The 20351-nt window shown below is 66.3% G+C and carries 18 protein-coding genes and 1 pseudogene; 8 read left to right on the top strand and 11 right to left on the bottom strand.

Translation table 11 applies throughout. The annotated features are described in order from the left end of the window. Nucleotides 1–8 precede the first annotated feature (8 nt). Nucleotides 9–641, bottom strand: coding sequence for a LysE family translocator (locus AC2FAN_RS11465; RefSeq protein ID WP_485174111.1), 633 nt, complete (start codon nt 639–641; stop codon nt 9–11). A 178-nt stretch (nt 642–819) separates the two neighbouring features. On the opposite strand from AC2FAN_RS11465, the gene AC2FAN_RS11460 reads away from it, so the two are divergent. Further along, nucleotides 820–1395 (top strand): GNAT family acetyltransferase, encoded by a 576-nt coding sequence (locus AC2FAN_RS11460; RefSeq protein WP_485174109.1) that lies wholly within the window; start codon nt 820–822, stop codon nt 1393–1395. Nucleotides 1396–1464: 69 nt separating this feature from the next. Here the strand turns inward: AC2FAN_RS11460 and AC2FAN_RS11455 are convergent. The 3 genes and pseudogenes from AC2FAN_RS11455 to AC2FAN_RS11445 all read right to left on the bottom strand — a co-directional run bounded on the left by AC2FAN_RS11455 (nt 1465) and on the right by AC2FAN_RS11445 (nt 4218). Further along, nucleotides 1465–1971, bottom strand: a pseudogene (locus AC2FAN_RS11455) (DinB family protein). A 13-nt stretch (nt 1972–1984) separates the two neighbouring features. Beyond that, the gene (locus tag AC2FAN_RS11450; RefSeq protein WP_485174107.1) at nt 1985–3208 is read right to left on the bottom strand and encodes an NAD(P)/FAD-dependent oxidoreductase; all 1224 of its coding nucleotides are present in this window, start codon (nt 3206–3208) and stop codon (nt 1985–1987) included. A gap of 95 nt (nt 3209–3303) precedes the next feature. Then, entirely contained in the window at nt 3304–4218 is a 915-nt protein-coding gene (locus tag AC2FAN_RS11445; RefSeq protein ID WP_265052039.1) for a LysR family transcriptional regulator, read from the bottom strand. A 150-nt stretch (nt 4219–4368) separates the two neighbouring features. Here AC2FAN_RS11445 and amaB point away from each other — a divergent pair, with 150 nt between their 5' ends. The 4 genes from amaB (at nt 4369) to AC2FAN_RS11425 (ending at nt 10275) form a co-directional block, all read left to right on the top strand. Continuing rightward, nucleotides 4369–5889 carry an L-piperidine-6-carboxylate dehydrogenase gene (gene amaB, locus AC2FAN_RS11440; RefSeq protein ID WP_485174104.1) on the top strand — a complete coding sequence of 507 codons (1521 nt, stop codon included), beginning with the start codon at nt 4369–4371 and terminating at the stop codon, nt 5887–5889. Between the two features lie 196 nt (nt 5890–6085). Next, nucleotides 6086–7282, top strand: a complete 1197-nt coding sequence (locus AC2FAN_RS11435; protein ID WP_265052037.1) for an acyl-CoA dehydrogenase — start codon at nt 6086–6088, stop codon at nt 7280–7282. Between the two features lie 115 nt (nt 7283–7397). After that, nucleotides 7398–8600: a CaiB/BaiF CoA transferase family protein gene (locus AC2FAN_RS11430; protein WP_485174102.1), complete on the top strand. Its 1203-nt coding sequence runs from the start codon at nt 7398–7400 to the stop codon at nt 8598–8600. Continuing rightward, nucleotides 8593–10275 (top strand): thiamine pyrophosphate-binding protein, encoded by a 1683-nt coding sequence (locus AC2FAN_RS11425; protein ID WP_485174100.1) that lies wholly within the window; start codon nt 8593–8595, stop codon nt 10273–10275. The genes AC2FAN_RS11430 and AC2FAN_RS11425 overlap by 8 nt, the downstream gene beginning before the upstream one ends. Here AC2FAN_RS11425 and AC2FAN_RS11420 read toward each other — a convergent pair. Next, nucleotides 10260–10814 carry a cytochrome b gene (locus AC2FAN_RS11420; RefSeq protein WP_485174098.1) on the bottom strand — a complete coding sequence of 185 codons (555 nt, stop codon included), beginning with the start codon at nt 10812–10814 and terminating at the stop codon, nt 10260–10262. The genes AC2FAN_RS11425 and AC2FAN_RS11420 overlap by 16 nt on opposite strands. A gap of 11 nt (nt 10815–10825) precedes the next feature. Continuing rightward, the gene (locus tag AC2FAN_RS11415; RefSeq protein ID WP_485174096.1) at nt 10826–11392 is read right to left on the bottom strand and encodes a YceI family protein; all 567 of its coding nucleotides are present in this window, start codon (nt 11390–11392) and stop codon (nt 10826–10828) included. Between the two features lie 219 nt (nt 11393–11611). Here AC2FAN_RS11415 and AC2FAN_RS11410 point away from each other — a divergent pair, with 219 nt between their 5' ends. Continuing rightward, a complete protein-coding gene (locus tag AC2FAN_RS11410; RefSeq protein WP_485174094.1) occupies nt 11612–12100 on the top strand; it encodes a hypothetical protein in 489 nt (162 codons plus the stop codon). Here the strand turns inward: AC2FAN_RS11410 and AC2FAN_RS11405 are convergent. From AC2FAN_RS11405 to AC2FAN_RS11385, 5 genes are all read right to left on the bottom strand, one after another. Then, the gene (locus AC2FAN_RS11405; protein WP_485174092.1) at nt 12081–12680 is read right to left on the bottom strand and encodes an HdeD family acid-resistance protein; all 600 of its coding nucleotides are present in this window, start codon (nt 12678–12680) and stop codon (nt 12081–12083) included. The genes AC2FAN_RS11410 and AC2FAN_RS11405 overlap by 20 nt on opposite strands. A 159-nt stretch (nt 12681–12839) precedes the next feature. Then, nucleotides 12840–13805, bottom strand: a complete 966-nt coding sequence (gene tal, locus AC2FAN_RS11400; protein WP_485174090.1) for a transaldolase — start codon at nt 13803–13805, stop codon at nt 12840–12842. Nucleotides 13806–14025: 220 nt separating this feature from the next. Continuing rightward, nucleotides 14026–14862 (bottom strand): carbohydrate ABC transporter permease, encoded by an 837-nt coding sequence (locus AC2FAN_RS11395; RefSeq protein ID WP_485174088.1) that lies wholly within the window; start codon nt 14860–14862, stop codon nt 14026–14028. Continuing rightward, complete coding sequence (locus AC2FAN_RS11390) at nt 14859–15734, bottom strand: carbohydrate ABC transporter permease (RefSeq protein WP_442865061.1); 876 nt, start codon at nt 15732–15734, stop codon at nt 14859–14861. The genes AC2FAN_RS11395 and AC2FAN_RS11390 overlap by 4 nt, the downstream gene beginning before the upstream one ends. 209 nt (nt 15735–15943) lie before the next feature. Next, a complete protein-coding gene (locus AC2FAN_RS11385; RefSeq protein ID WP_485174086.1) occupies nt 15944–17326 on the bottom strand; it encodes an ABC transporter substrate-binding protein in 1383 nt (460 codons plus the stop codon). Between the two features lie 240 nt (nt 17327–17566). Between AC2FAN_RS11385 and AC2FAN_RS11380 the strand changes: the two genes are divergently transcribed. Both AC2FAN_RS11380 and AC2FAN_RS11375 read left to right on the top strand, forming a co-directional pair. Then, nucleotides 17567–18559: an ABC transporter substrate-binding protein gene (locus AC2FAN_RS11380; RefSeq protein ID WP_485174084.1), complete on the top strand. Its 993-nt coding sequence runs from the start codon at nt 17567–17569 to the stop codon at nt 18557–18559. A gap of 31 nt (nt 18560–18590) precedes the next feature. Further along, nucleotides 18591–20342: an ABC transporter permease gene (locus AC2FAN_RS11375; RefSeq protein ID WP_485174082.1), complete on the top strand. Its 1752-nt coding sequence runs from the start codon at nt 18591–18593 to the stop codon at nt 20340–20342. The last annotated feature ends 9 nt before the right edge of the window (nt 20343–20351 follow it).

The following is a 20351-nucleotide window of genomic DNA, read 5'->3' as shown; positions in this document are numbered from 1 at the left end:
GACGGTTGCTAGCGCCGCGATTCCATCGCCATGCGCAGGGCGAAACCAGCGAGCACCGTGCCCATCAGCCAGCGCTGCACCAGAGACCAGAACGGCCGGGTGCGCAGGAAGAGCGCGATGCTGCCCGCCGCCGTCGCGATCAGTGCGTTGACGCTGCCGCTGATCAGGATCTGGACGAGACCGAGCACCAGCGACTGGCCGAGCACATGGCCAGCGGCCGGGTCGATGAACTGCGGGAGAAGCGCGAGGTAGAACATCGCGATCTTCGGGTTGAGCAGGCTGGTCAGGAAGCCCATGGCGAAGAGCTTGCGCGGCCCGTCATGCGGCAGATCGCGGACATGGAAGGGCGAGCGTGCGCCCGGCCGCACCGCCTGCCAGGCGAGCCAGAGCAGATAGGCCGCGCCGCCCAGCCTGAGCGCGTCATAGGCGTAGGGGACGGCGAAAAGCAGCGCCGTGATGCCGAAGGCGGCGCAGAACATGTAGACGAAGAAACCCAGGATCACGCCGCAGAGGGAGATCAGCCCGGCGCCCCTGCCCTGCGCGATCGAGCGCGAGATCAGGTAGATCATGTTGGGGCCGGGCGTGAGCACCATGCCGAGAGCGATCAGGGCGAAGGTGACGAGTGTCGTCGTCTCAGGCATGGCGAAACGCTCCTGCGATGTCGAGCGCTTGGAGCATGGATCGGAAAGACCGACAATCGGCATCGCCGCAGGAGCGGCCATGCAGCCTTTCGATGGATTTGGGCAGCGGCCTGAAGCGCCGTGGCGGAACCGGAGAAGGTGCCAGCGGTTGTCGCCTGCAAGCGGATTGGGGGGAAACATGACGCTGTTCAGCCGGCTGCTCTACACGATCATCTCCTTCGCGCTGCTTGGCGCGTCGATCATATTGATCGGCGTCGCGGTCTGGCGGACGTCCAACGGCTTCTGGACCGGCGACGGCGCGCTCGACACCATGCTCGACGCGATCGGCCTCGTGATCATCGCGGTCGCCGTCGCCGATGTCGGCAAGTTCCTGTTCGAGGAAGAGGTGATCGCCGATCGCGAGATGCGCCAACCGGCGGAAGCGCGGGGATCGCTGACCAAGTTCATGTCGATCATGATTGTGGCGCTCTCGCTGGAATCGCTGGTGCTGATCGCCAAGACTTCGCGCGAAACCATGCGCGACCTCGTCTATCCCGGCCTCTTGGTGTTGCTCGCCGTGCTGGCGCTTGTGGGGCTGGGTCTGTTCCAGAGGCTCAGCCAGAATGCGACGGCTGCCGTGCCGCCGGATCGCGAGGAGAGCGAGGGCGAAGCCGAGAGCGTTGAATCGAGGCTCTCGACGCAAGGCCCCAAACGCGGGTCATCCCAGCCGAAGCGAAGCGCAGAGCCGGGATCCATGCCTGAGCCCATCCGATAGGCGTTCAGGCATGAATCCCGGGTCTCCCTGAGGTCGCCCGGGATGACGCGCGCCTGAAACGAAACGCCCTCACCGCGGCTCATCGACGAGGAAGAGGTCGGTATCATCCGGCTTGGCGCCGGCGGCGGTTAGCATCGCGTGGATCTGGCCGCGGTGATGGGTCTGGTGATTGAACAGATGGGCGATCGCGAAGGCGCGTGGCTTGCCCATCTCGCGGCCGGCGGCACCCGAGTACCAGATCAGCGTGCCGCGCAGCCAATCGGCCTCGATGCTCTCCGCCCAGGAGAGGATCGCCTCGTCGCGCTGGCGGCGACGCGCGCAGAACTGGGTTCAGTCCTCGAAATAGGCAGCGGAATCGCGCCCGCCAACGGCCGGCTTCTCGCTGCCCGTCAGACGGCTGAGCCAGGTCTCGTCGGCCCAGAGCAGATGATTGAAGGTGCCGTGGATCGACTTGAAGAAGGCGCCGCGGTCGAGCTTGCGCGCCTCGTCGCTCAGCCCGTCGGCCGCGGTCGTCAGGCTCCGGTTCTGCCAGGCATTGTAGCGGGCCAAGGTCTGGACAAAAGCGGGGTCGACCATGGCTGCCTCCTCGTCAGATGACGTTGGCCTCCTTCAGCGGCCTGCCCGCAACGATGCGCTCGTGGCCGAGATCGGCAAGGTCGAGCGAGCGATAGCGGCCATGCGCGATATGCTCGGCGAGGCCGCGCCCGACGGCCGGCGACTGCTGCAGGCCGTGCCCCGAGAAGCCGTTGGCGAGGTAAAGATTCGGCAGGCCGACGGCAGGGCCGACGATGGCGTTATGGTCGAGCCCGCACATGTCATAGGGGCCGGCCCAGGCGCGGCCGGGCTTGATCTGCTCGAAAGCCGGAATGCGATGAGCGAGCGATGGCCAGACCACCTCCTCGAAGAAGGCCCAGTCTATGTCCTCGGCGCCGGGATCGGTCTCGATCCATTCGACGTCCTGCTCCGGTGTCAGCGGCGAGCAACTGCCGATGAAGAGCTGGCCGTCGCTGCCGCGCTGACCCTCAGGCCGGCACCACGCGCCGGTCGCGTCGATCAGCAGCGGGCAGTTCCCCACATCGCCCCTACAGGTGAAAGTGAAGACGTAGCGCTTCATCGACTTCACGGGGATGTCGACGCCGGCGGTGGCAGCAAGCAGAGCGCCATGGGTACCGCTGGCGTTGACCACAGCGCCGCAGGCGATGCGGCTGCCATCCGCGAGTTCGACCGCGGTGACGCGCCCAGCTTCGCTGATGTAGCGGGCTACTTCGCCTTGCCGATATTCGACGCCGAGGCTGCGCGCCTTCTTGCGGAAGGCCTGGAGCAGGGCCCAGCCGTCGAACCAGCCCTCGCCGCTGACGCCGAAGGTGCCGCAGGCGAGATCATCGACATTGAGCCAGGGGAAGCGCTGCTTCAGGACAGTGGGATCGTAGAGAGCGATGTCGGCCCCCTCTGCCGCCTGCAGCTTCTGGTTGGCCGTGAGGATCGGCGCGCCGGCTTCGCTCGCGAGATAGAGATAACCGCCCTCATGCAGGTCGATCGCCGGCACGTCGCCGTCAACAGCCAGATGGCTGCCGATCCTGCGCAGGAAATCGATGCCGAAGAGCGAGATGCGGATGTTCACCGCGCTGGAAAACTGCTGGCGGATCGAGGCGGCCGAGAGCGCGGACGCCGAGAAACGGTAGGTCGGGTCCTTCTCGATCACCACGACACGGCCTGTGAAGCCGGGATCGGCTGCGAGATGATAGGCGACGGAGGAGCCGATCGCGGCACCGCCGCAGATCACGACATCGGCGCTTTCGGAGACGGGCGGCATGGCAGGCCTCGCGCGGACCGGCTCCGTGACGGAAAGCCGGGTTGGTGAATTTCGCGCATGAATGACTGAGGCTCGCGCGCTTGTCGAGAGGTGCTCTAAGTCGCCGGAGCACATTCTCCGAGCAGCCAGTCGCGGAAAGCCACCACGGTCGGCAGGTTCGCCTTCTCTTCGGGATAGACGAGATAATAGCCGTCCCTGCCCGTCACCGGCCGATCGATGGGGATGACCAGCGAGCCCGAGCGCAGTTCCTCCTCGACGAGGAAACGCGGCACGATGGCGAGCCCGAGCCCCGCCACCGCCGCCTGCGCGATCATGGCGAACTGCTCGAAGCGCGGCCCCATCAACGCCCGCTCGGGCGCCAACCCCTGCTGCTCCAGCCAGTTCGCCCAGGCGCGCGGCCGCGTCGATTGCTGGAGCAGCGGCACGCGCAGCATGTCGGCCGGGGCGACGATGCCGGCGCGCGCTATCAGGGACGGCGCGGCGACGGGCACGACCTCTTCTCCCATCAGCCGGTGCAGCCGCGCGCCGGGCCAATTCTCGGCGCCGAAATGCACGGCGGCATCGACCTGCTCGCGGGCGAAGTCGAAGGGGACGAGCCGCGTGGTGAAGTTGATGGTGATGCCGGGATGCGCCTCGGTGAAACGCGGCAGGCGCGGAATCAGCCAGCGCGTGCCGAAGGTCGGCAAGGTGGCGAGGTGGAGCACGCCGGCGGCCCCGCGGAAGGCCATGGCGGAGACGGTCGCCGCGGCGAGTCGGGACAGGCCGTCGCGGATATCGGCGGCATAGGCAGCGCCCGCGGCGGTCAGGCTGACGCGCTTCTTCACACGCTCGAACAGGCTGACGCCGAGCGTCTTTTCCAGATGGGCCACCTGACGGCTGACCGCGCCCTGCGTCAGGCTGAGTTCCTCAGCCGCGCGGGTGAAGCTGCCATGCCGGGCAGCAGCCTCGAAAGCTGCGAGCGCCGAGAGGGAGGGGACCGAGAGGCGGCCGGGAACCAGTGCATCATCCATGACAATTACTCACCAAGTGGTGAGAACATATCGGTTGCCGTCCGCCCATGAAAGAGGGCATTCTCCCGCCCCAAAGCGTGGCGACCTGGTTTCCGCGCCCTTCTGTCATGCGCCCCCAGGGCATCCGCTCGCGACCGCTGGAAGACAAAGATGGCCACATCCCTGCCGAAAGACACGCTCGCCCTGCTCAAGCGCCTCGGCGTCTCCAACTCGGCCTATGCCGATGCCGGCCTGTCTGCCCGCTCGCCGATCACCGGCGAGACCGTGACGACCCTGCGCGAGACGTCACCGGCGGAAGCGGAGGCCGCGATCGGCCGGGCGCAGTCGGCCTTCCTGGCCTGGCGCAAGGTGCCGGCGCCGCGGCGCGGCGAGTTCGTCCGCCTGCTCGGCGAGGAGCTGCGCGCCGCCAAGGCCGATCTCGGCCTGCTGGTGACGCTGGAAGCCGGCAAGGTGACCTCCGAGGGCCTCGGCGAAGTGCAGGAGATGATCGACATCTGCGACTTCGCGGTCGGCCTGTCGCGCCAGCTCTACGGCCTGACCATCGCCACCGAGCGCCCGAACCATCGCATGATGGAGACCTGGCACCCGATTGGCATCTGCGGCGTGATCTCGGCGTTCAACTTCCCGGTCGCCGTCTGGTCGTGGAACGCCGCGCTCGCCTTCGTCTGCGGCGACAGCGTCGTCTGGAAGCCTTCCGAGAAGACCCCACTGACCGCGCTCGCCGTGCAGGCCATCGTCGAGAAGACGATGAAGCGCTTCGGCCCGGAAGCGCCGATCGGCCTCTCGGAAATCCTGATCGGTGGCCGCGAGCTCGGCGACATCCTTGTCCAGGACCATCGCGTCCCGGTCGTCTCGGCCACCGGCTCGACCCGCATGGGCAAGGAAGTCGGCCAGAAGCTCGCCGCGCGTTTCGCCCGCGCCATTCTCGAGCTCGGCGGCAACAATGCCGCGATCGTCGCCCCCTCTGCCGACCTCGACATCGCGCTGCGCGGCATCGCCTTCGCCGCGATGGGCACGGCCGGCCAGCGCTGCACCACGCTGCGCCGCCTGATCGTTCATGAGAGCGTCTATGACGCGCTCGTGCCGAAGCTCGCCAAGGTCTACGGCTCGGTGAAGATCGGCGATCCCCGCGAAGCCGGCGTGTTGGTCGGCCCGCTGGTCGACGAAGCCGCCTATCACGGCATGCAGAAGGCGCTGTCCGAGGCCAAGGCCGAGGGCGGCAAGGTCCATGGCGGCGAGAAGGTCGATGTCGGCTCGGGCGGTTTCTATGTCCGTCCGGCGCTCGTCGAGATGCCCAAGCAGTGCGGCCCGGTCGAGCGCGAGACCTTCGCCCCGATCCTCTACGTCATGAAGTACCAGACCATCGAGCAGGCGATCGCGCTGCAGAACGCGGTCGGCGCCGGCCTGTCCTCCTCGATCTTCACGCTGAACATGCGCGAGGCCGAACTCTTCGTCTCCGATGAGGGCTCGGATTGCGGCATCGCCAACGTCAATATCGGCCCCTCGGGCGCCGAGATCGGCGGCGCGTTCGGCGGCGAGAAGGAAACGGGCGGCGGCCGCGAGGCCGGCTCGGACGCCTGGAAGGCCTATATGCGCCGCGCCACCAACACCGTGAACTACGGCACCACGCTGCCGCTGGCGCAGGGCGTCAGCTTCGACGTGGATGCGTGATCGATAGATAAGGAAACACCACCGTCATTCCGGGGCGCCGCGTGAGCGGCGAGCCCGGAACCCAGAACCGATGCCCTCTCCAAGAGGGTCGAACCGTTCCACTGATCTGGATTCTGTTCCGCGGCTCTGGATTCCGGGCTCTTCGCTCCGCGAAGCCCCGGAATGACGGCTCTGGAATCTGAGGGAGACGAAAACCATGGCCGGCAGCCACAAGCTCGCGCAGTTCACCTGGGACGATGCCTATCTGCTCGACGAGCAGCTGAACGAGGACGAGCGGCTGATCCGCGACACGGCCCGCGCCTATGCGCAGGAGAAGCTCGCTCCCCGCATCCACGACGCCTATCTCGACGAGAAGACCGACCGCTCGATCTTCAACGAGATGGGCGAGCTCGGCCTGCTCGGCGTCACCGTGCCGGAGGAATATGGCTGCGCTGGCGCCAACTACGTCTCCTACGGCCTCGTCGCGCGTGAGGTCGAGCGCATCGACTCCGGCTACCGCTCGATGATGTCGGTGCAGTCCTCGCTCGTGATGTATCCGATCTTCGCCTATGGCAGCGAGGAGCAGCGCAAGAAGTACCTGCCGAAACTGGGCTCCGGCGAATGGGTCGGCTGCTTCGGCCTGACCGAGCCGGATGCCGGCTCCGACCCCGGCGGCATGAAGACCCGCGCCGAGAAGGTCGCCGATGGCTACAGGCTGACCGGTTCGAAGATGTGGATCTCGAACTCGCCGATCGCCGACGTCTTCGTCGTCTGGGCGAAATCGGCCGCGCATGACAACCAGATTCGCGGCTTCATCCTCGAAAAGGGCATGAAGGGCCTCTCCGCGCCGAAGATCGGCGGCAAGCTTTCGCTGCGCGCCTCGATCACCGGCGAGGTCGTGATGGACGGCGTCATCGTTCCGGAAGAGAATCTGCTGCCGAACGTCTCGGGCCTGTCGGGTCCTTTCGGCTGCCTCAACCGCGCCCGCTACGGCATCTCCTGGGGCGTGATGGGCGCCGCCGAGGACTGCTTCCACCGTGCCCGCCAGTACGGGCTCGACCGCAAGCAGTTCAACAAGCCGCTCGCCCAGACACAGCTCTACCAGAAGAAGCTGGCGGACATGCTGACCGAGATCACGCTCGGCCTGCAGGGCAGCTTGCGCGTCGGGCGCCTGCTCGACGACGGCAAGATGGCCCCGGAGATGATCAGCCTCGTCAAGCGCAACAATTGCGGCAAGGCGCTCGACATCGCTCGCCAGGCCCGCGACATGCACGGCGGCAACGGCATCCAGATCGAGTACCATGTGATGCGCCATGCGGCGAACCTCGAGACGGTGAACACCTATGAGGGCACGCATGACGTTCATGCGCTGATCCTCGGCCGGGCGATCACCGGCCTGCAGGCGTTCTTCTGAAACCCGCCCGTCATCCCGGCCGCAGCGAAGCGAAGCGCCGGGATCCATCGTAGAGCTCGTCGCCTTACGATGGATCCCGGAACAAGCCCGGAATGACGGCGCTCAGGCTGTGTCCATGTCCCTTCCCACGCCCCCCACCCCTCCCCTCGCCGGCCTGCGCGTCCTCGAACTGGCGCGCATCCTCGCAGGTCCCTGGATCGGCCAGCTCCTGGCCGATCTCGGCGCCGATGTCGTCAAGGTCGAGGCGCCCGAGGGCGACGACACCCGCAAATGGGGCCCGCCCTTCGTCGAGGGTATTGGCGACGAGCATCTCTCCGCCGCCTATTTCCACGCCGCCAATCGCGGCAAGCGCTCGATCACGGCCGATTTCCGCACCGCGGAGGGGCAGGCGCTGGTGAAGCGGCTCGCAGCCCATGCCGATGTCGTCATCGAGAACTTCAAGGTCGGCGGCCTCAGCAAATACGGGCTCGACTCCGCCTCGCTGCGCCGGGAATTCCCGCGCCTCGTCTACTGCTCCGTCACCGGCTTCGGGCAGGACGGACCCTATGCGCCGCGCGCCGGCTACGACTTCCTGGTCCAGGGCATGGGCGGGGCGATGTCGATCACCGGCGAGCCTGCGGGCGCACCGATGAAGGCTGGCTATGCGGTCGCCGACATCTACACCGGGCTCTATGCGTCGGTCGGCATCCTCTCTGCGCTGCGCCAGCGCGACACGACCGGCGAAGGCGCGACGCTCGATCTTGCCTTGCTCGATTCGCAGGTCGCGGTTCTCGGCAACCAGGCGATGAACTACCTCGTCTCGGGCAATCCGCCGCCGAGGCTCGGCAACGCGCACCCCAACATCGTGCCCTATGACGTCTTCCCGGTCGCGGACGGCCATATCATCATCGCCACCGGCAATGACGGGCAGTGGCGCAAGCTCTGCGAGGTGCTCGGTGAGCCGGGGCTGGCCGAGCAGCCGGACTATTTCGACAACAAGTCGCGCGTGAAGAACCGCGTCGCCCTGACGGCCAGGCTGCACCTGCTCTGCCAGCGCTACGCCAAGCTCGATCTGTTGGCGGCTTTGGAAAAGGTCGGCGTTCCCGCCGGGCCGATCAACGACATCGGCGAGGTCTTCGACGACCCGCAGGTCATCGCGCGCGGCGTCAAGGTCGACCTGCCGAGCGCGGCGGCGAAGGCGGGCGCGATCCCGACCGTCGCCTCGCCGATCGTCATGAACGGCGTGCGGCAGGTGGCCGGGCGGCCGAGTCCCGGGCTAGGCGAGCACGCAGACGAAGTTTTGAACGATCCGGCCTGGGGAGGGCCGCAGCATGGCTAATCGCACTGGCGGGCAGATCCTCGTCGACCAGCTTATCCTCCATGGCGCCACAGACGCCTTCTGCGTGCCGGGCGAGAGCTATCTCGCCGTGCTCGACGCGCTGCACGACGCCTCGATGAAGGTCACCATCTGCCGGGCCGAAGGCGGCGCCTGCATGATGGCGGAAGCTGCCGGCAAGCTCACCGGCAAGCCCGGCATCTGCTTCGTCACGCGCGGCCCCGGCGCCACCAATGCCTCGCCCGGCGTCCATATCGCGGACCAGGATTCGACGCCGCTGATCCTCTTCGTCGGCCAGATCGACGGCAGCATGCGCGAGCGCGAGGCCTTTCAGGAGCTCGACTACCGCGCCGTCTTCGGCACCATGACGAAATGGGCGACCGAGATCGATGATGCCGCGCGCATCCCCGAAATCATCAGCCGCGCCTTTCATGTCGCGACCTCGGGCCGCCCCGGCCCGGTGGTGATCGCGCTGCCCGAGGACGTGCTGACCGATCTCGCGGATGTCGCCGACGCCGAGCCCTATCAGGTCACCGAGCAACACCCCTCGGCGGTCCAGATCGACGAGCTCGCCAAGCGCTTCGCCGCGGCCAAGGCGCCGATCGCCATCCTCGGCGGTTCGCGCTGGAGCCCGGAGACGATCGCGCAGTTCCAGGCTTTCGCCGAGCGTTTCGACCTGCCGGTGGCGGTCTCGTTCCGCCGGCAGATGCTGTTCCCGGCCGACCACCCGAATTTCGCCGGCGATCTCGGCATCGGCCCGAACCCGAAGCTGCTCGCCCGCATCAAGGAGAGCGATCTCGTCCTGTTGGTTGGCGGGCGCCTCTCGGAGATGCCGAGCCAGTCCTACACCCTGTTCGGCATTCCCAATCCGGGCCGGCCGCTGGTGCATGTCCATGCCGATCCGGAAGAGCTCGGCCGGGTCTATCGCCCGGCGCTTTCGATCAACGCTTCGCCGGCCGGCTTCTGTGCCGCGCTGAAAGCGATCGAGCCGCCGCAGGCGCCGGCCTGGGCTGGAGCGGCTGCGGCTGCGGCTGCGCATGAGAATTATATCGCCTGGAGCGAGCAGCCGGCGCCGGTGCCGGGCGAATTCCATCCCGGCGAGATGGTGCGCTGGCTGCGCAGCCAGCTGCCTGATGATGCCATCCTGTGCAACGGCGCCGGCAACTACGCCACCTGGGTGCACCGCTTCCACCGCTTCAACAAGTTTGCGACGCAGCTCGCGCCGACCTGCGGCTCGATGGGCTATGGTGTGCCCGCGGCGATCGGCGCCAAGCGGATCTTTCCCGAGCGCACGGTCATCGCCTTCGCCGGCGACGGCTGCTTCCTGATGAACGGCCAGGATTTCGCGACGGCCGTGCAATACGACCTGCCCGTCATCGTCGTCGTGGTCGATAACGGCATGTACGGCACGATCCGCATGCACCAGGAGCGCGAATATCCCGGCCGTGTCTCGGCGACGACGCTGAAGAACCCGGATTTCGCTGCTTACGCCAAGGCCTTCGGCGGCCATGGCGAGCGCGTCGAGACAACGGCCGAGTTCGCGCCGGCCTTCGAGCGCGCGGTGAAGAGCGGCAAGCCCGCGATCATCCACTGCCTGCTCGATCCCGAGGCGATCACTCCCGCCAAGTCGCTTTCGACGATCCGAGCCGAGGCTTTCGCTGCTCAACGCAAGGACTGAGGGCGGCCAAACCAGATCCGCCGCAGCAGTCCGTCCTTCAGGACGAACTGGTGCAGCAAAGCCGCGCCCGCATGGATGAAGGCGAGCGCGGCCATGACGTCGAAAAGCGTCGCATGCGCCTGCAGCATCGCCTGGTAGATCTTCGGGTCCGGGCCGATCGGATGGGGCACTGAGAAGGCCCCGAAGAACAGCGTTGGAATCTGGATCGGCGCCGCCGCCGTCATCAGGAAGCCGGTGACCGGCAGCGCCAGCAGGCAGAGATAGAGCGCGGCCTGCACTGCGGCGGCCGTGGCGCGCTGCCAGCGCGGCATCGGGACGGGTTCCGGCGTCGGCAGCACGAACCGAGCGGCAAGCCGCAGCAGAACGAGCCCGCCGAGGGTCAGCCCGAACGACTTGTGCCACTGATAGAGGGCGAAACGACTGAGCAGGTCGCGCGTCTCGTCGCCCATCAGGCGGGAAAGCCCGTACTGCACCCCGATGAGCCCCACGGTGGCCCAATGCAGCAGGATGAGGAGCGGATGCCAGTTGCGAGGCCGCATCGCTGCGTATCCTAGCGCGAGATCACGCCCTTGATGTCGATCTCGACCTGATCGTCGATGATGTTCACGTCGCGGCCGATCTCGAAAGCAGCGCGCGAAAAGGTTGCGGTGGCGCGGAAGGGAAGATTACCGCTGCCACGTGCCGCAGCCGGATCGCGGTCGGCAATGGCGTTCACCGTGACCGGCTGCGATGTCCCCCGGATCGTCAGTTGTCCCCGGATGGAGAGGCCGCGCTCACCGGTCCGCACGACCTCCTGCGAGACGAAGCTCGCCACCGGATAGCGGGCGACATCGAGCATGCTTTGCCCCTTGATGAAGCCGTCGACGAGATCGGTACCCGTATGCAGCGACGCCGTCTGGATCGTCATCCGGATGCGGCTGCGTTCGGGCCGGTCGAAGTCGAGCGCGATAGCGCCGTCGACACGGTCGAAGAGGCCGGTCGCGGTCTGCACGCCGAAGCGCCGCGCCACAAAGGCGACCTCGCCAGCCCCTTTCGACAATGACCAGCTTTCCTGCGCGGTGGCCATGGCGGAGAGCGGTCCGAGGAAGGCCAATGAAAGGAGCGCACGCTTCGTCATGGCATGAGATCCTTCGCTGCCGATGCGCCGGCATCTTAGGCGCGACTTCGCGGCGGAGCAGTGGCGAACACGCGGTTGTGAGTAAGGCGCGTGATCGGCGGCAAAGATTCTTAGCCGCATCGGTGAACCCGAACCGAACCTTTTGCGACCACTCGTCGTTGATACGGCGACGATGCGGAGGACAAGGCGATGGCACGGGCAAGGATGATGCGATGGGCAATGGCCGCGGCGCTCGTCGTCTCGGCTGCTCCCGGCGCGCAAGCGGCCGGCCTGTTCGACGAACTGGCGCGTGCGATCTTCGGTGGCGGGCCGCGCCTGCGGGCTTCACCGATCTATGAAATGGACGAGGCGCCGCGGATGCGTGCGCCGCGGCCGCGCGCCCCGGAAGCCGCCTCCAAGCCGAAGCCGCCGGTCGTCCAGCTCGATCCCCAGACCGACCGCCAATGGTATCTCAAGGACCCGACGCTGCGGCGTGGCGATATCGTCGTCACCGCGGGCGGCGTGCTGGTCTATCAGGGGCGTGATGCCGACGCGCTGCACGCCGCCGATTTCGTGGCGCTGGGCGGCGGCGATTCGAAGGGCTGGAAGCAGCAGTTGCAGGCTGCCGCGGCCGGCGGACGCAACATGTTCGACAATGGGCAGGCTGTCGTCCCATCGACAGGGAAGCGCACCGAGGCGACCGCCAGCGCTACGGCTTCCGCGGACTGACACCGTCGAAGGTCGAGCGTATGGCGCGGGCCAGCGCGATCGCCGCCCAGCCCTGGAAGATGAGCTCGATCGCGAAGAAGGTGCCGAGCACCCACAGGCTCGAGCCGGGCCATTGCGCCAGGATCATCCCGCCGAGCAGCAGGGACAAGGCTCCCGAAAAGGCGATCCAGCCCCAATAGGGCAGTTGCCGATTCTGGAAGGCGACGACGAGGCGCAGCACGCCGGTCGCGACCAGCGCGGCGCCAGCCAGCAGCGTCAGCGAGGCGGTGGCGACCAGCGGGTTGACGAAGGTGACTACGCCGACCGCGACATAGAGCACGCCGATCAGGATATGCAGCAGGCGGCTTTTCCAGGCCTGATGGCGGAAGGCGTCGATCAGCACGACGATGCCGCCGACGAAGATCATCGCGCCGAACCAGATCGCGCTGGCGACGCTGAGCAGCGCCACCGCGCCGAGCCCGAGCACGCCGAGAATGACGAGCGCGATGCCCGCGGCCATCAGCCAGCCCCAGTTCCGCCGGAGCGGAATGAGATGCGTGCCCAGGGAGGGCGGGCTGGAAACCTGCGACGGTGTGCTCATGTCGGCCGACTCCGTTCCGGGCGGGCCGCGATAGCGGGAACCGCTTCGTTGGACTGCTGCGCATGAGAACCCCGCGCGGCGGTTGCGTCAATGATTTGCCGCAAGCCTGGCGCGCGAGACGTCGCTCCCCTCGGAAATCGCGCTTCCGCTCCGTCGGCTTCAGCCGAGCTTTTCGGCGACGAGCCTGCGCAGGCCGCGCAGGTCCTTGACGAAGCCGCGGATGCCTTCCGCCAGCTTCTCGGTGCCCATCGCATCCTCGTTCATCGCGAAGCGGAAGGCCTTCTCGTCGAGCACGATCGGCTTGGTGTAGCTCGATACCGACTGCGGGGACGCCGCCGGCGACAGCTTGCGCGGGAGATCTCCGGTCGCAGCGGCGAGTTCGTCCAGCAGGCTGGGGCCGATGGTCAGCCGGTCGCAGCCAGCCAGCGCCTCGATCTCCCCGATATTGCGGAAGGACGCCCCCATGACCACGGTCTTGATGCCGAACGTCTTGTAGTAGGCGTAGATGCTCTTCACCGAGACGACGCCGGGATCGGTCTCGGCCGTGTAGGGGCCGCCGCCCGCCTTGACGTGCCAGTCGAGGATGCGCCCGACGAAGGGCGAGATCAGGAAGGCCTTGGCATCGGCGGCCGCAACCGCCTGCGGCAAGGCGAACAACAGGGTCAGGTTGCAGTCGATGCCTTCCGCCTGCAGCACCTTGGCCGCCTGCAGCCCTTCCCAGGTCGAGGCGATCTTGATCAGGATGCGATCCTTGCCGACGCCGCGCTCCTTGTAGGCCGCGATAATGGCGCGAGCCTTCTCAATGCTCGCCTGCGTGTCGAAGGAGAGATCGGCATCGACCTCGGTGGAGACGCGGCCGGGCACGATCTTGGTCAGCTCCGTGCCGAAGCTCACCGCAAGCCGGTCGCAGACGGCATGGACCGCCTTCTCGCCGCCCTGCTTCCTGCCCCAGCCTATCGCCTCGTCGACGAGATGGGCATGGGCCGGCGTCTCGACGGCCTTCAGGATCAGGGTCGGGTTGGTCGTGCAGTCGACGGGCTTCAACCGGCGCACGGCCTCGATGTCGCCGGTGTCGGCGACGACGGTGGTCATCTCGCGGAGCTGGTCGAGCTTGGAGGCGGTCATCGATCTATCCTCGGCAATTCTTCTTGTCGTAACGCATCCACTGTGGCGCCTGTTCATCGCGATGGCGAGAGCGGTGAAGCAATCCGGCCATGCAGCGGGCTTGCGCGCACGTCATGCCCGGGCCTGACCCGGGCATTCCTGGAAGGAGGGGTCGTCTCTTCCTGCGAGATTCTCGGGTCTGCGCTTCGCTTCGCCCGAGAATGACGAGTGGGAACGGCCCTCAGCTCTTCACCGCTCCCGAGGTGAGCCCACCGACCATGTTCTTGCGGAACATGTAGTAGATCACCGCCGGCGGGATGGCGTAGAGCAGGCCCGCCGCCATCAGCAGGTTCCAGGGCGCATCGTCAGCCGAGAGGAAGAGGCCGAGACCGACCGCGAGCGGCACCGCCCTCTCCGAAGACAGCAGCAGGAAGGCGTAGAGATACTCGTTCCAGGCGAGCAGCAGCGCATAGATGCCGATCACCACCATGGAAGGCTTCATCAGCGGCAGGTAGACCAACCGGAAGAGCTGGATCGAGGTGGCGCCATCCATCACCGCCGCCTCGTCGAGTTCCTTGGGCAGCTTGTCGGAAGCCTGCTTCAGCACCCAGATCGCATAGGGCGAGGCCAGCGCGACCATTGCCAGGATCAGCGAGGCCTGCGTGTTGAGCAGCCCGTAGGAGCCCATCGCCTTGTACATGGGGATGGCGAGGAAAGCTGCCGGGATGAGATAGGTCGCGAGCGCCAGGTTCATGATCGTGCGCCCGCCCTTCACCTTGAGCCGGGCGATGGCGAAGGCGGCGAAGGTGGCGACGAACAGCGTGATCAGCCCCGTCGCGGTCGCGATGAAGAAGCTGTTGAACATCTGCAGCCAGAAATTGTGCAGGTAGTAGTGCTGCTGCTTGAAGACGATCTGGAAGTTCTGCAGCGTCGGCTGGTCGGGCCAGAGCTTGCCGGCCAGCATCGATTCCTGGTTCGAGATCGACAGCACGAACAGGTGGTAGATCGGCAGCAGCGTCCAGACCAGGACGGGAATCGCGATCAGCAGCAGCTTGCCTTCGTCGAGAACCTTTTTCATGCGTCGGCTCCCTTCGACAGGCGCTTCACCATGACGAAGACCATGGGCAGGATCAGAGGCATGGCGACGATGATCGAGGCGATGCCGAGATCGAGGTTGTTGTTGCGCATGTAGCGGATGCCGAGCGTGGCCAGCACATGGTTTAGGTCGCCGGGCCCGCCGCCGGTGAGCAGGTAGACGCTGTTGAAATCGCCCAGCGTCCAGATCATCGAGAGCATGGTCGAGGTGACGTAGAGCGTCGCCAGCGACGGCCAGGTGATAAAGCGGAACTGCTGCCAGCGATTGGCGCCGTCGACGCTCGCGGCCTCGTAGAGATCCTGCGCGATGGCGAGCCGACCGGTGATCAGGATCAGCGTCCAGAACGGCAGCGACTTCCAGATGTGGACGAAGATCGAGCACATGAAGGCGAGCGTCGGATCGGTCAGCCAGCCCGGCCCTTCCATGATGCCGAACCACTGGAAGAGCTGCTGGTTCACCATGCCGTTCTCGGGGTTCAGCATCACCCGGAAGGACAGGATCGTCGGAATCGACGGCACCGCCCAGGGCAGGATGAACAGCACCAGCACGATGCGGATCCAGGCGCGCTGCTGCACGAAGAAGCCGGACAGCAACAGCGCGATGAGGAATTTCAGGTTCACCGCCACGAACAGGAACACGATCGTGTTGACGACGGTGCGCAGGAAGATCGGATCGGCGAAGAGGGCCTTGTAGGAATTCCAGTTGAGGCCGAGCCAGAGGCCGTAGGCCACCGGATAGACCACCATCACAGCAAAGACGAGCACATAGGGCGCCAGCATGATCGCGCCCCACATCGCGCGGTCACGCGTGAAGCCGGATTTATCCTCGCGCGGTGCCGAAAGCGGCGCTGTCATGGCGGCAGTGCTCATGGACTCTCCCTGGAATTGTCACCCGGTGAAAGATCCGCCGCGGCAAGCATTGCCGCGGCGGACAAAGGAAGCAAGCGAAACGAGCGCGGGATTCAGATCGTCGGGCCGGACAGGCGTATCCGCCCCGACGATCCATCTCTTTGTTCCGGCGTCGGATTTCCCCGAAAAGTGGGCTCCACTTTTCGGGCCGATGCCTAGCCCGCGATCTGCTTGATACGAGCGATCATCTCGTCCACGGCCTGCTCGGCCGGGACCTTGTCCTGAACCACGCGGTTCACGGCCTTGGCCCAGACGTTCTCGGCGTTCACGGTCGTGAAGTTGTAGTTGTAGACGAACTGGAACGGCACGGTGCCGTCCTTGTACTGCTTGTAGACGACCGCGCGATGCGGGTCCTTGCCGTCGGACCAGAACGGCGCCTCGATGCCCTTAAGCGTCGTCGGCACCCAGCGGCCGGCCGAACCCTCGACGAAGGGCCGCAGGTTCTCGTCCTTCATGAAGAAGGCCATGAACTCCTTGGCGCGCTTCTTGTTCTTGGCGTCGGCGAAGATCACCGCCGTCTTGACCGCGGCGAGGTTGGTCATCTTGCTGCCGTCGGCCTTGAGCGGGAACTCGGCCGTGCGGATGTTGTCCTCGTAGTTCTTCTTGGCCTGTGCCCGCTGCTCGGCCGTGAGCGAGGGATTGTTCATGTCGTCCATGTGCTTGCCGGCGATCGAGATCGTGGCGTTGTGCGTGGCGACGGTGGTGCGGTTGTGGAAGGCGACGTTGTTGTCCGGGTCGAGCCAGTTGACCGAGGACGGCGGCGTGCAGCCGCGCTGGAAGATGTTGGCGTAGGACTTAACCGCCTCGACCATCGCCTTCTTGTTCTCGGGCTGGTCGAGCACGATCTTGCCGTTCTCGTCGACGACCTTGGCGTTATAGGCGTTTGCGAAGGTCAGGAAGGAATAGAAGGTGTCGGAGGCGGCGATGCCCATCGGATGGCCGATGCCATAGATGCGCTTGCCCTTGGCGCGCATGGAGCCCTGCACCTTGTCGCACCAGAAATCCCAGTAGCCATCCCAGGTCTTCGGGATATCGGCCTCCTTGAAGCCAGCCTCCTCCAGCATGTCCTTCCAGTAGGTGATGTGCATCATCTGCTGCTCGACCGGGAAGGCGTAATACGACTTCTTGCCGGCCTTGCCGTTCATCAGGAAGGTGGTCGAGAGCGCCATCGGCTGGAACTCCGACTTCATCGGCTCGATCACGTCGGAGACGTCCTCGAGCTTGCCGTCATAGGCCCATTTGCCGGTCGTGCGGAAATCATAGGTGGTGCAGAAACCGACGTCGGGCGGCGTGCCGGCATCGACCGCGCCGACCGATTTCGTCACGCAATCCTCGGTCGCGTAGAGCGAGAGCTCGACCTTGACGCCCGTCGCCTTCTGGAACTTGTCGACGACTGCGAGCAGCGCGTCGTCCTCGCCCTTGTAGAAGCCCTTGGTGAACCAGGCGGTCAGCGTTTCCTGCGCCGCGGCAGCACCCGACCAGCCGGCGACCACCGCCGCGACCGCCGTGCCCATGGCGAAATGCCGAACCAGTTTCATGTCATACCCTCCCCGTTTAAACCGTTTTAATCCGACGTTTTTGACCGTCTTGCCGGGAGCCTAATCGAAAAGCCCCGCGTGAAACAAGCGGGGGCCCGCTTATAAATACTATTTTTTGAAGCTCCCGGAGAACGCGCCAGCAGCCGGTGTTTGGGAGCTCCGCCTTCATGGAACTGTCATGCACGGGGTCTACCGGCTGCGCCATCTCGCACAGGCGATCCAAGACGGACGGAGACACACATGCAGCGCAAATCCTTGAGCGCCTTCACCTTCGCAGCCGGCCTGGCGGCGACCGCGCTCGCCCCCTCCGCGGCCTCGGCTGCCGAAGGCAAGCTGGTCCTCTACACCAGCCAGCCGAACACCGACGCGCAGCAGACGATCGACGCCTTCAAGGCGAAATATCCGAAAGTCGATGTCTCCTTCGTCCGCGACGGCACGCCGCGCATCATGGCGAAGCTCAAGGCCGAGTTCGAGGCCGGCGCCCCCCAGGCCGACGTCCTCCTCATCGCCGATTCAGTGACGATGGAAGGCCTCAAGAAGGACGACCGGCTGCTCGCCCATGACAAGGCGGACGTCGCCGCCTATCCGGCCGGCGTGCACGACCCCAAGAAGATGTGGTTCGCGACCAAGCTGATCACCACCGGCATAGTCTACAACACCAAGGCCGGGATGAAGCCGACGAGCTGGACCGACCTGACCGAGGCTGAGGCGAAGAACCAGCTCGCCATGCCGAGCCCGCTGAACTCCGGCGCCGCGCTGATCCACACGATCACGCTGACGGGCAACCTCAAGGAGGGCTGGAGCTTCTACGAGAAGCTGAAGGAGAACGGGACGCTGGCTGCCGGCGCCAATGGCGACATCCTGCGGCAGGTCGCGACCGGCGAGAAGCTCTACGGCATGATCGTCGACTTCATGCCGATCCGCGAGAAGGCCAAGGGCGCGCCGGTCGAGTTCGTCTTCCCGAGCGAGGGCGTGTCCGCCGTCAGCGAGCCGGTCGCGATCCTGAAGAGCACCAAGAACCCAGAAGCCGCCAAGGCCTTCATCGACTTCCTGCTGTCGAAGGACGGGCAGGAACTCGCCCTGAAGCAGGGCTATGTCGCGGCTCATCCCGATGTCGCGCTCCCGGCCGGCTACCCGGCGCGCAGCGCGATCAAGCTGATGTCCTTCGACGCGGCCAAGGCGCTGGCCGACGAGGCCGCGGCGCGCAAGCGCTTCAGTTCGATCTTCGAGTGATGCCCGATTCCATGCTGGGGCCGGCGGCGAAATGACGCTGGCCATCGACCGAAGCGGGAAGGGGGAGCCCGCCATCGCGGCCCCGTTTCTTCCGCGCCTGCGGCTGCCGGAAGGCCTCGGCCTGCCGGCGCTCGTCATCGCCGTCGCGCTGCTGCTCGGCGGCCTGCCGTTCTTCCGCTTGATCGTCGCGGCCTTCGCGCCCGGCTGGCAGTTCGCGCCGGAAGCTGCCTTCGTCGAGATGGCAAGCCGCTCCGCCGTCAACGCCACCTGGCATACGCTCGAGACGGCCTGCCTCTCCGCGCTCGGCGCGCTCGTCGTCGGCGGCATCGTCGCGCTGACGCTCGGCGTCACCGATGTCCGGGGCAAGCGCCCGCTCGCCTTCGCCTTCGTGTTCTCGATGATGATCGCGCCGCAGGTGGCGGCGCTCGCCTTCCTCAGCCTACTCGCACCGAACTCGCCGATCCTGTCGCTCATCGGACTCGCGCCCGCGCCGGGCACGCCGAACCCGCTGCTGGGCCGCGGCGGCATCATCCTGGTGATGGCCCTGCACCATGCGCCGCTCGTCGCGATCACGCTCTGGACCGGCCTGCGCAGCATCCCGCAATCGCTGATCGAGGCGGCGCAGATGGAAGGCGCCTCGAACGCCACCATCACCGCCCGCATCGTCATTCCCGTGCTGCGGCCGCAGATCGTCGCCGCCGGGCTCATCGCCTTCGTCGCCGGTGTCGGCAATTTCGGCATCCCCGCCTTGCTCGGCCTGCCTGTGAACTATCTGACGCTGCCGACGCTGATCTACCGCCGGCTGTCGAGCTTCGGCCCGTCGAGCCTCGGAGAAACGGCGGCGCTTGCGGTGCTGGTCGGTGTCGTGGCGGCGCTCGGCATCATTGCGGGAACGCTCGTCGCCAGCCGCCAGCGCGGCAAGGTCGAGATCGAACGGCCGCTCGAACCGTACTGGGTGCTCGGCTCCGCGCGCCCATTCGTCGCGGGCGGGCTCTGGCTGCTGCTGGCGCTGAAGCTCGGCCTGCCGCTCATCGCCCTTCTCAGCGAGGCGCTGACGCCAGCGCTCGGCGTCGCGCTGTCCTGGCAGACACTGACCTTCGACAAATTCACCGAGGTGCTGCTGCGGCAGGCCGTGACGATGCGCGCCTTCCGCAACTCGCTGCTCTTCGCCTGCGCCGCAGCACTGATCCTGGCCTTCCTTGCGATCGCCTTCGCTTATGCCCTCGAAAGGCGGCTCGGCAAGCTGAGGCGCCCGGTCGAGCTGATGATCGAATTGCCCTATGCCTTGCCGGGCGTGGTGCTGGCCATCGCCTGCATCCTGATCTTCCTGAAGCCGCTGCCGCTGATCGGCGTCAGCATCTACGGCACGCCCTTCATCATCCTCTTCGCCTATCTCGCGCGCTTCCTGCCGCTGGCACTGAAGGCGCCCGTCGCGGCCATGGCCCAGATCGAGGCGCATCACGAGGAGGCGGCCAAGCTCGACGGCGCCAATCTCTGGCAGATGCTGCGCTTCATCGTCGCGCCGATCCTGGCGCCTGCGGCAGCGGTGTCGGCGCTGATGGTCTTCCTCGTCGCTTTCAACGAGCTCACCGTCTCGGCCCTGCTCTGGTCCTCCGGTACGGAGACGCTCGGTGTCGTGCTCTTCAGCCTGAAGGAAGCGGGTCTTGCCGGCGAGGCCGCCGCCGTCGCCATCAGCGCATCCACCATCATCCTGGTCGCGATGCTGATCCTCGATCTGCTCGGACGCCATCTGCCGCAGAACATCCTGCCCTGGCGGCTCTAGACCGCGCCA

The organism is Allobosea sp. RIT-PG3_2 (genome assembly GCF_057321085.1).
Note: the sequence above shows the minus strand (reverse complement) of the source record. Positions and strands in the feature narration are given on the sequence as shown.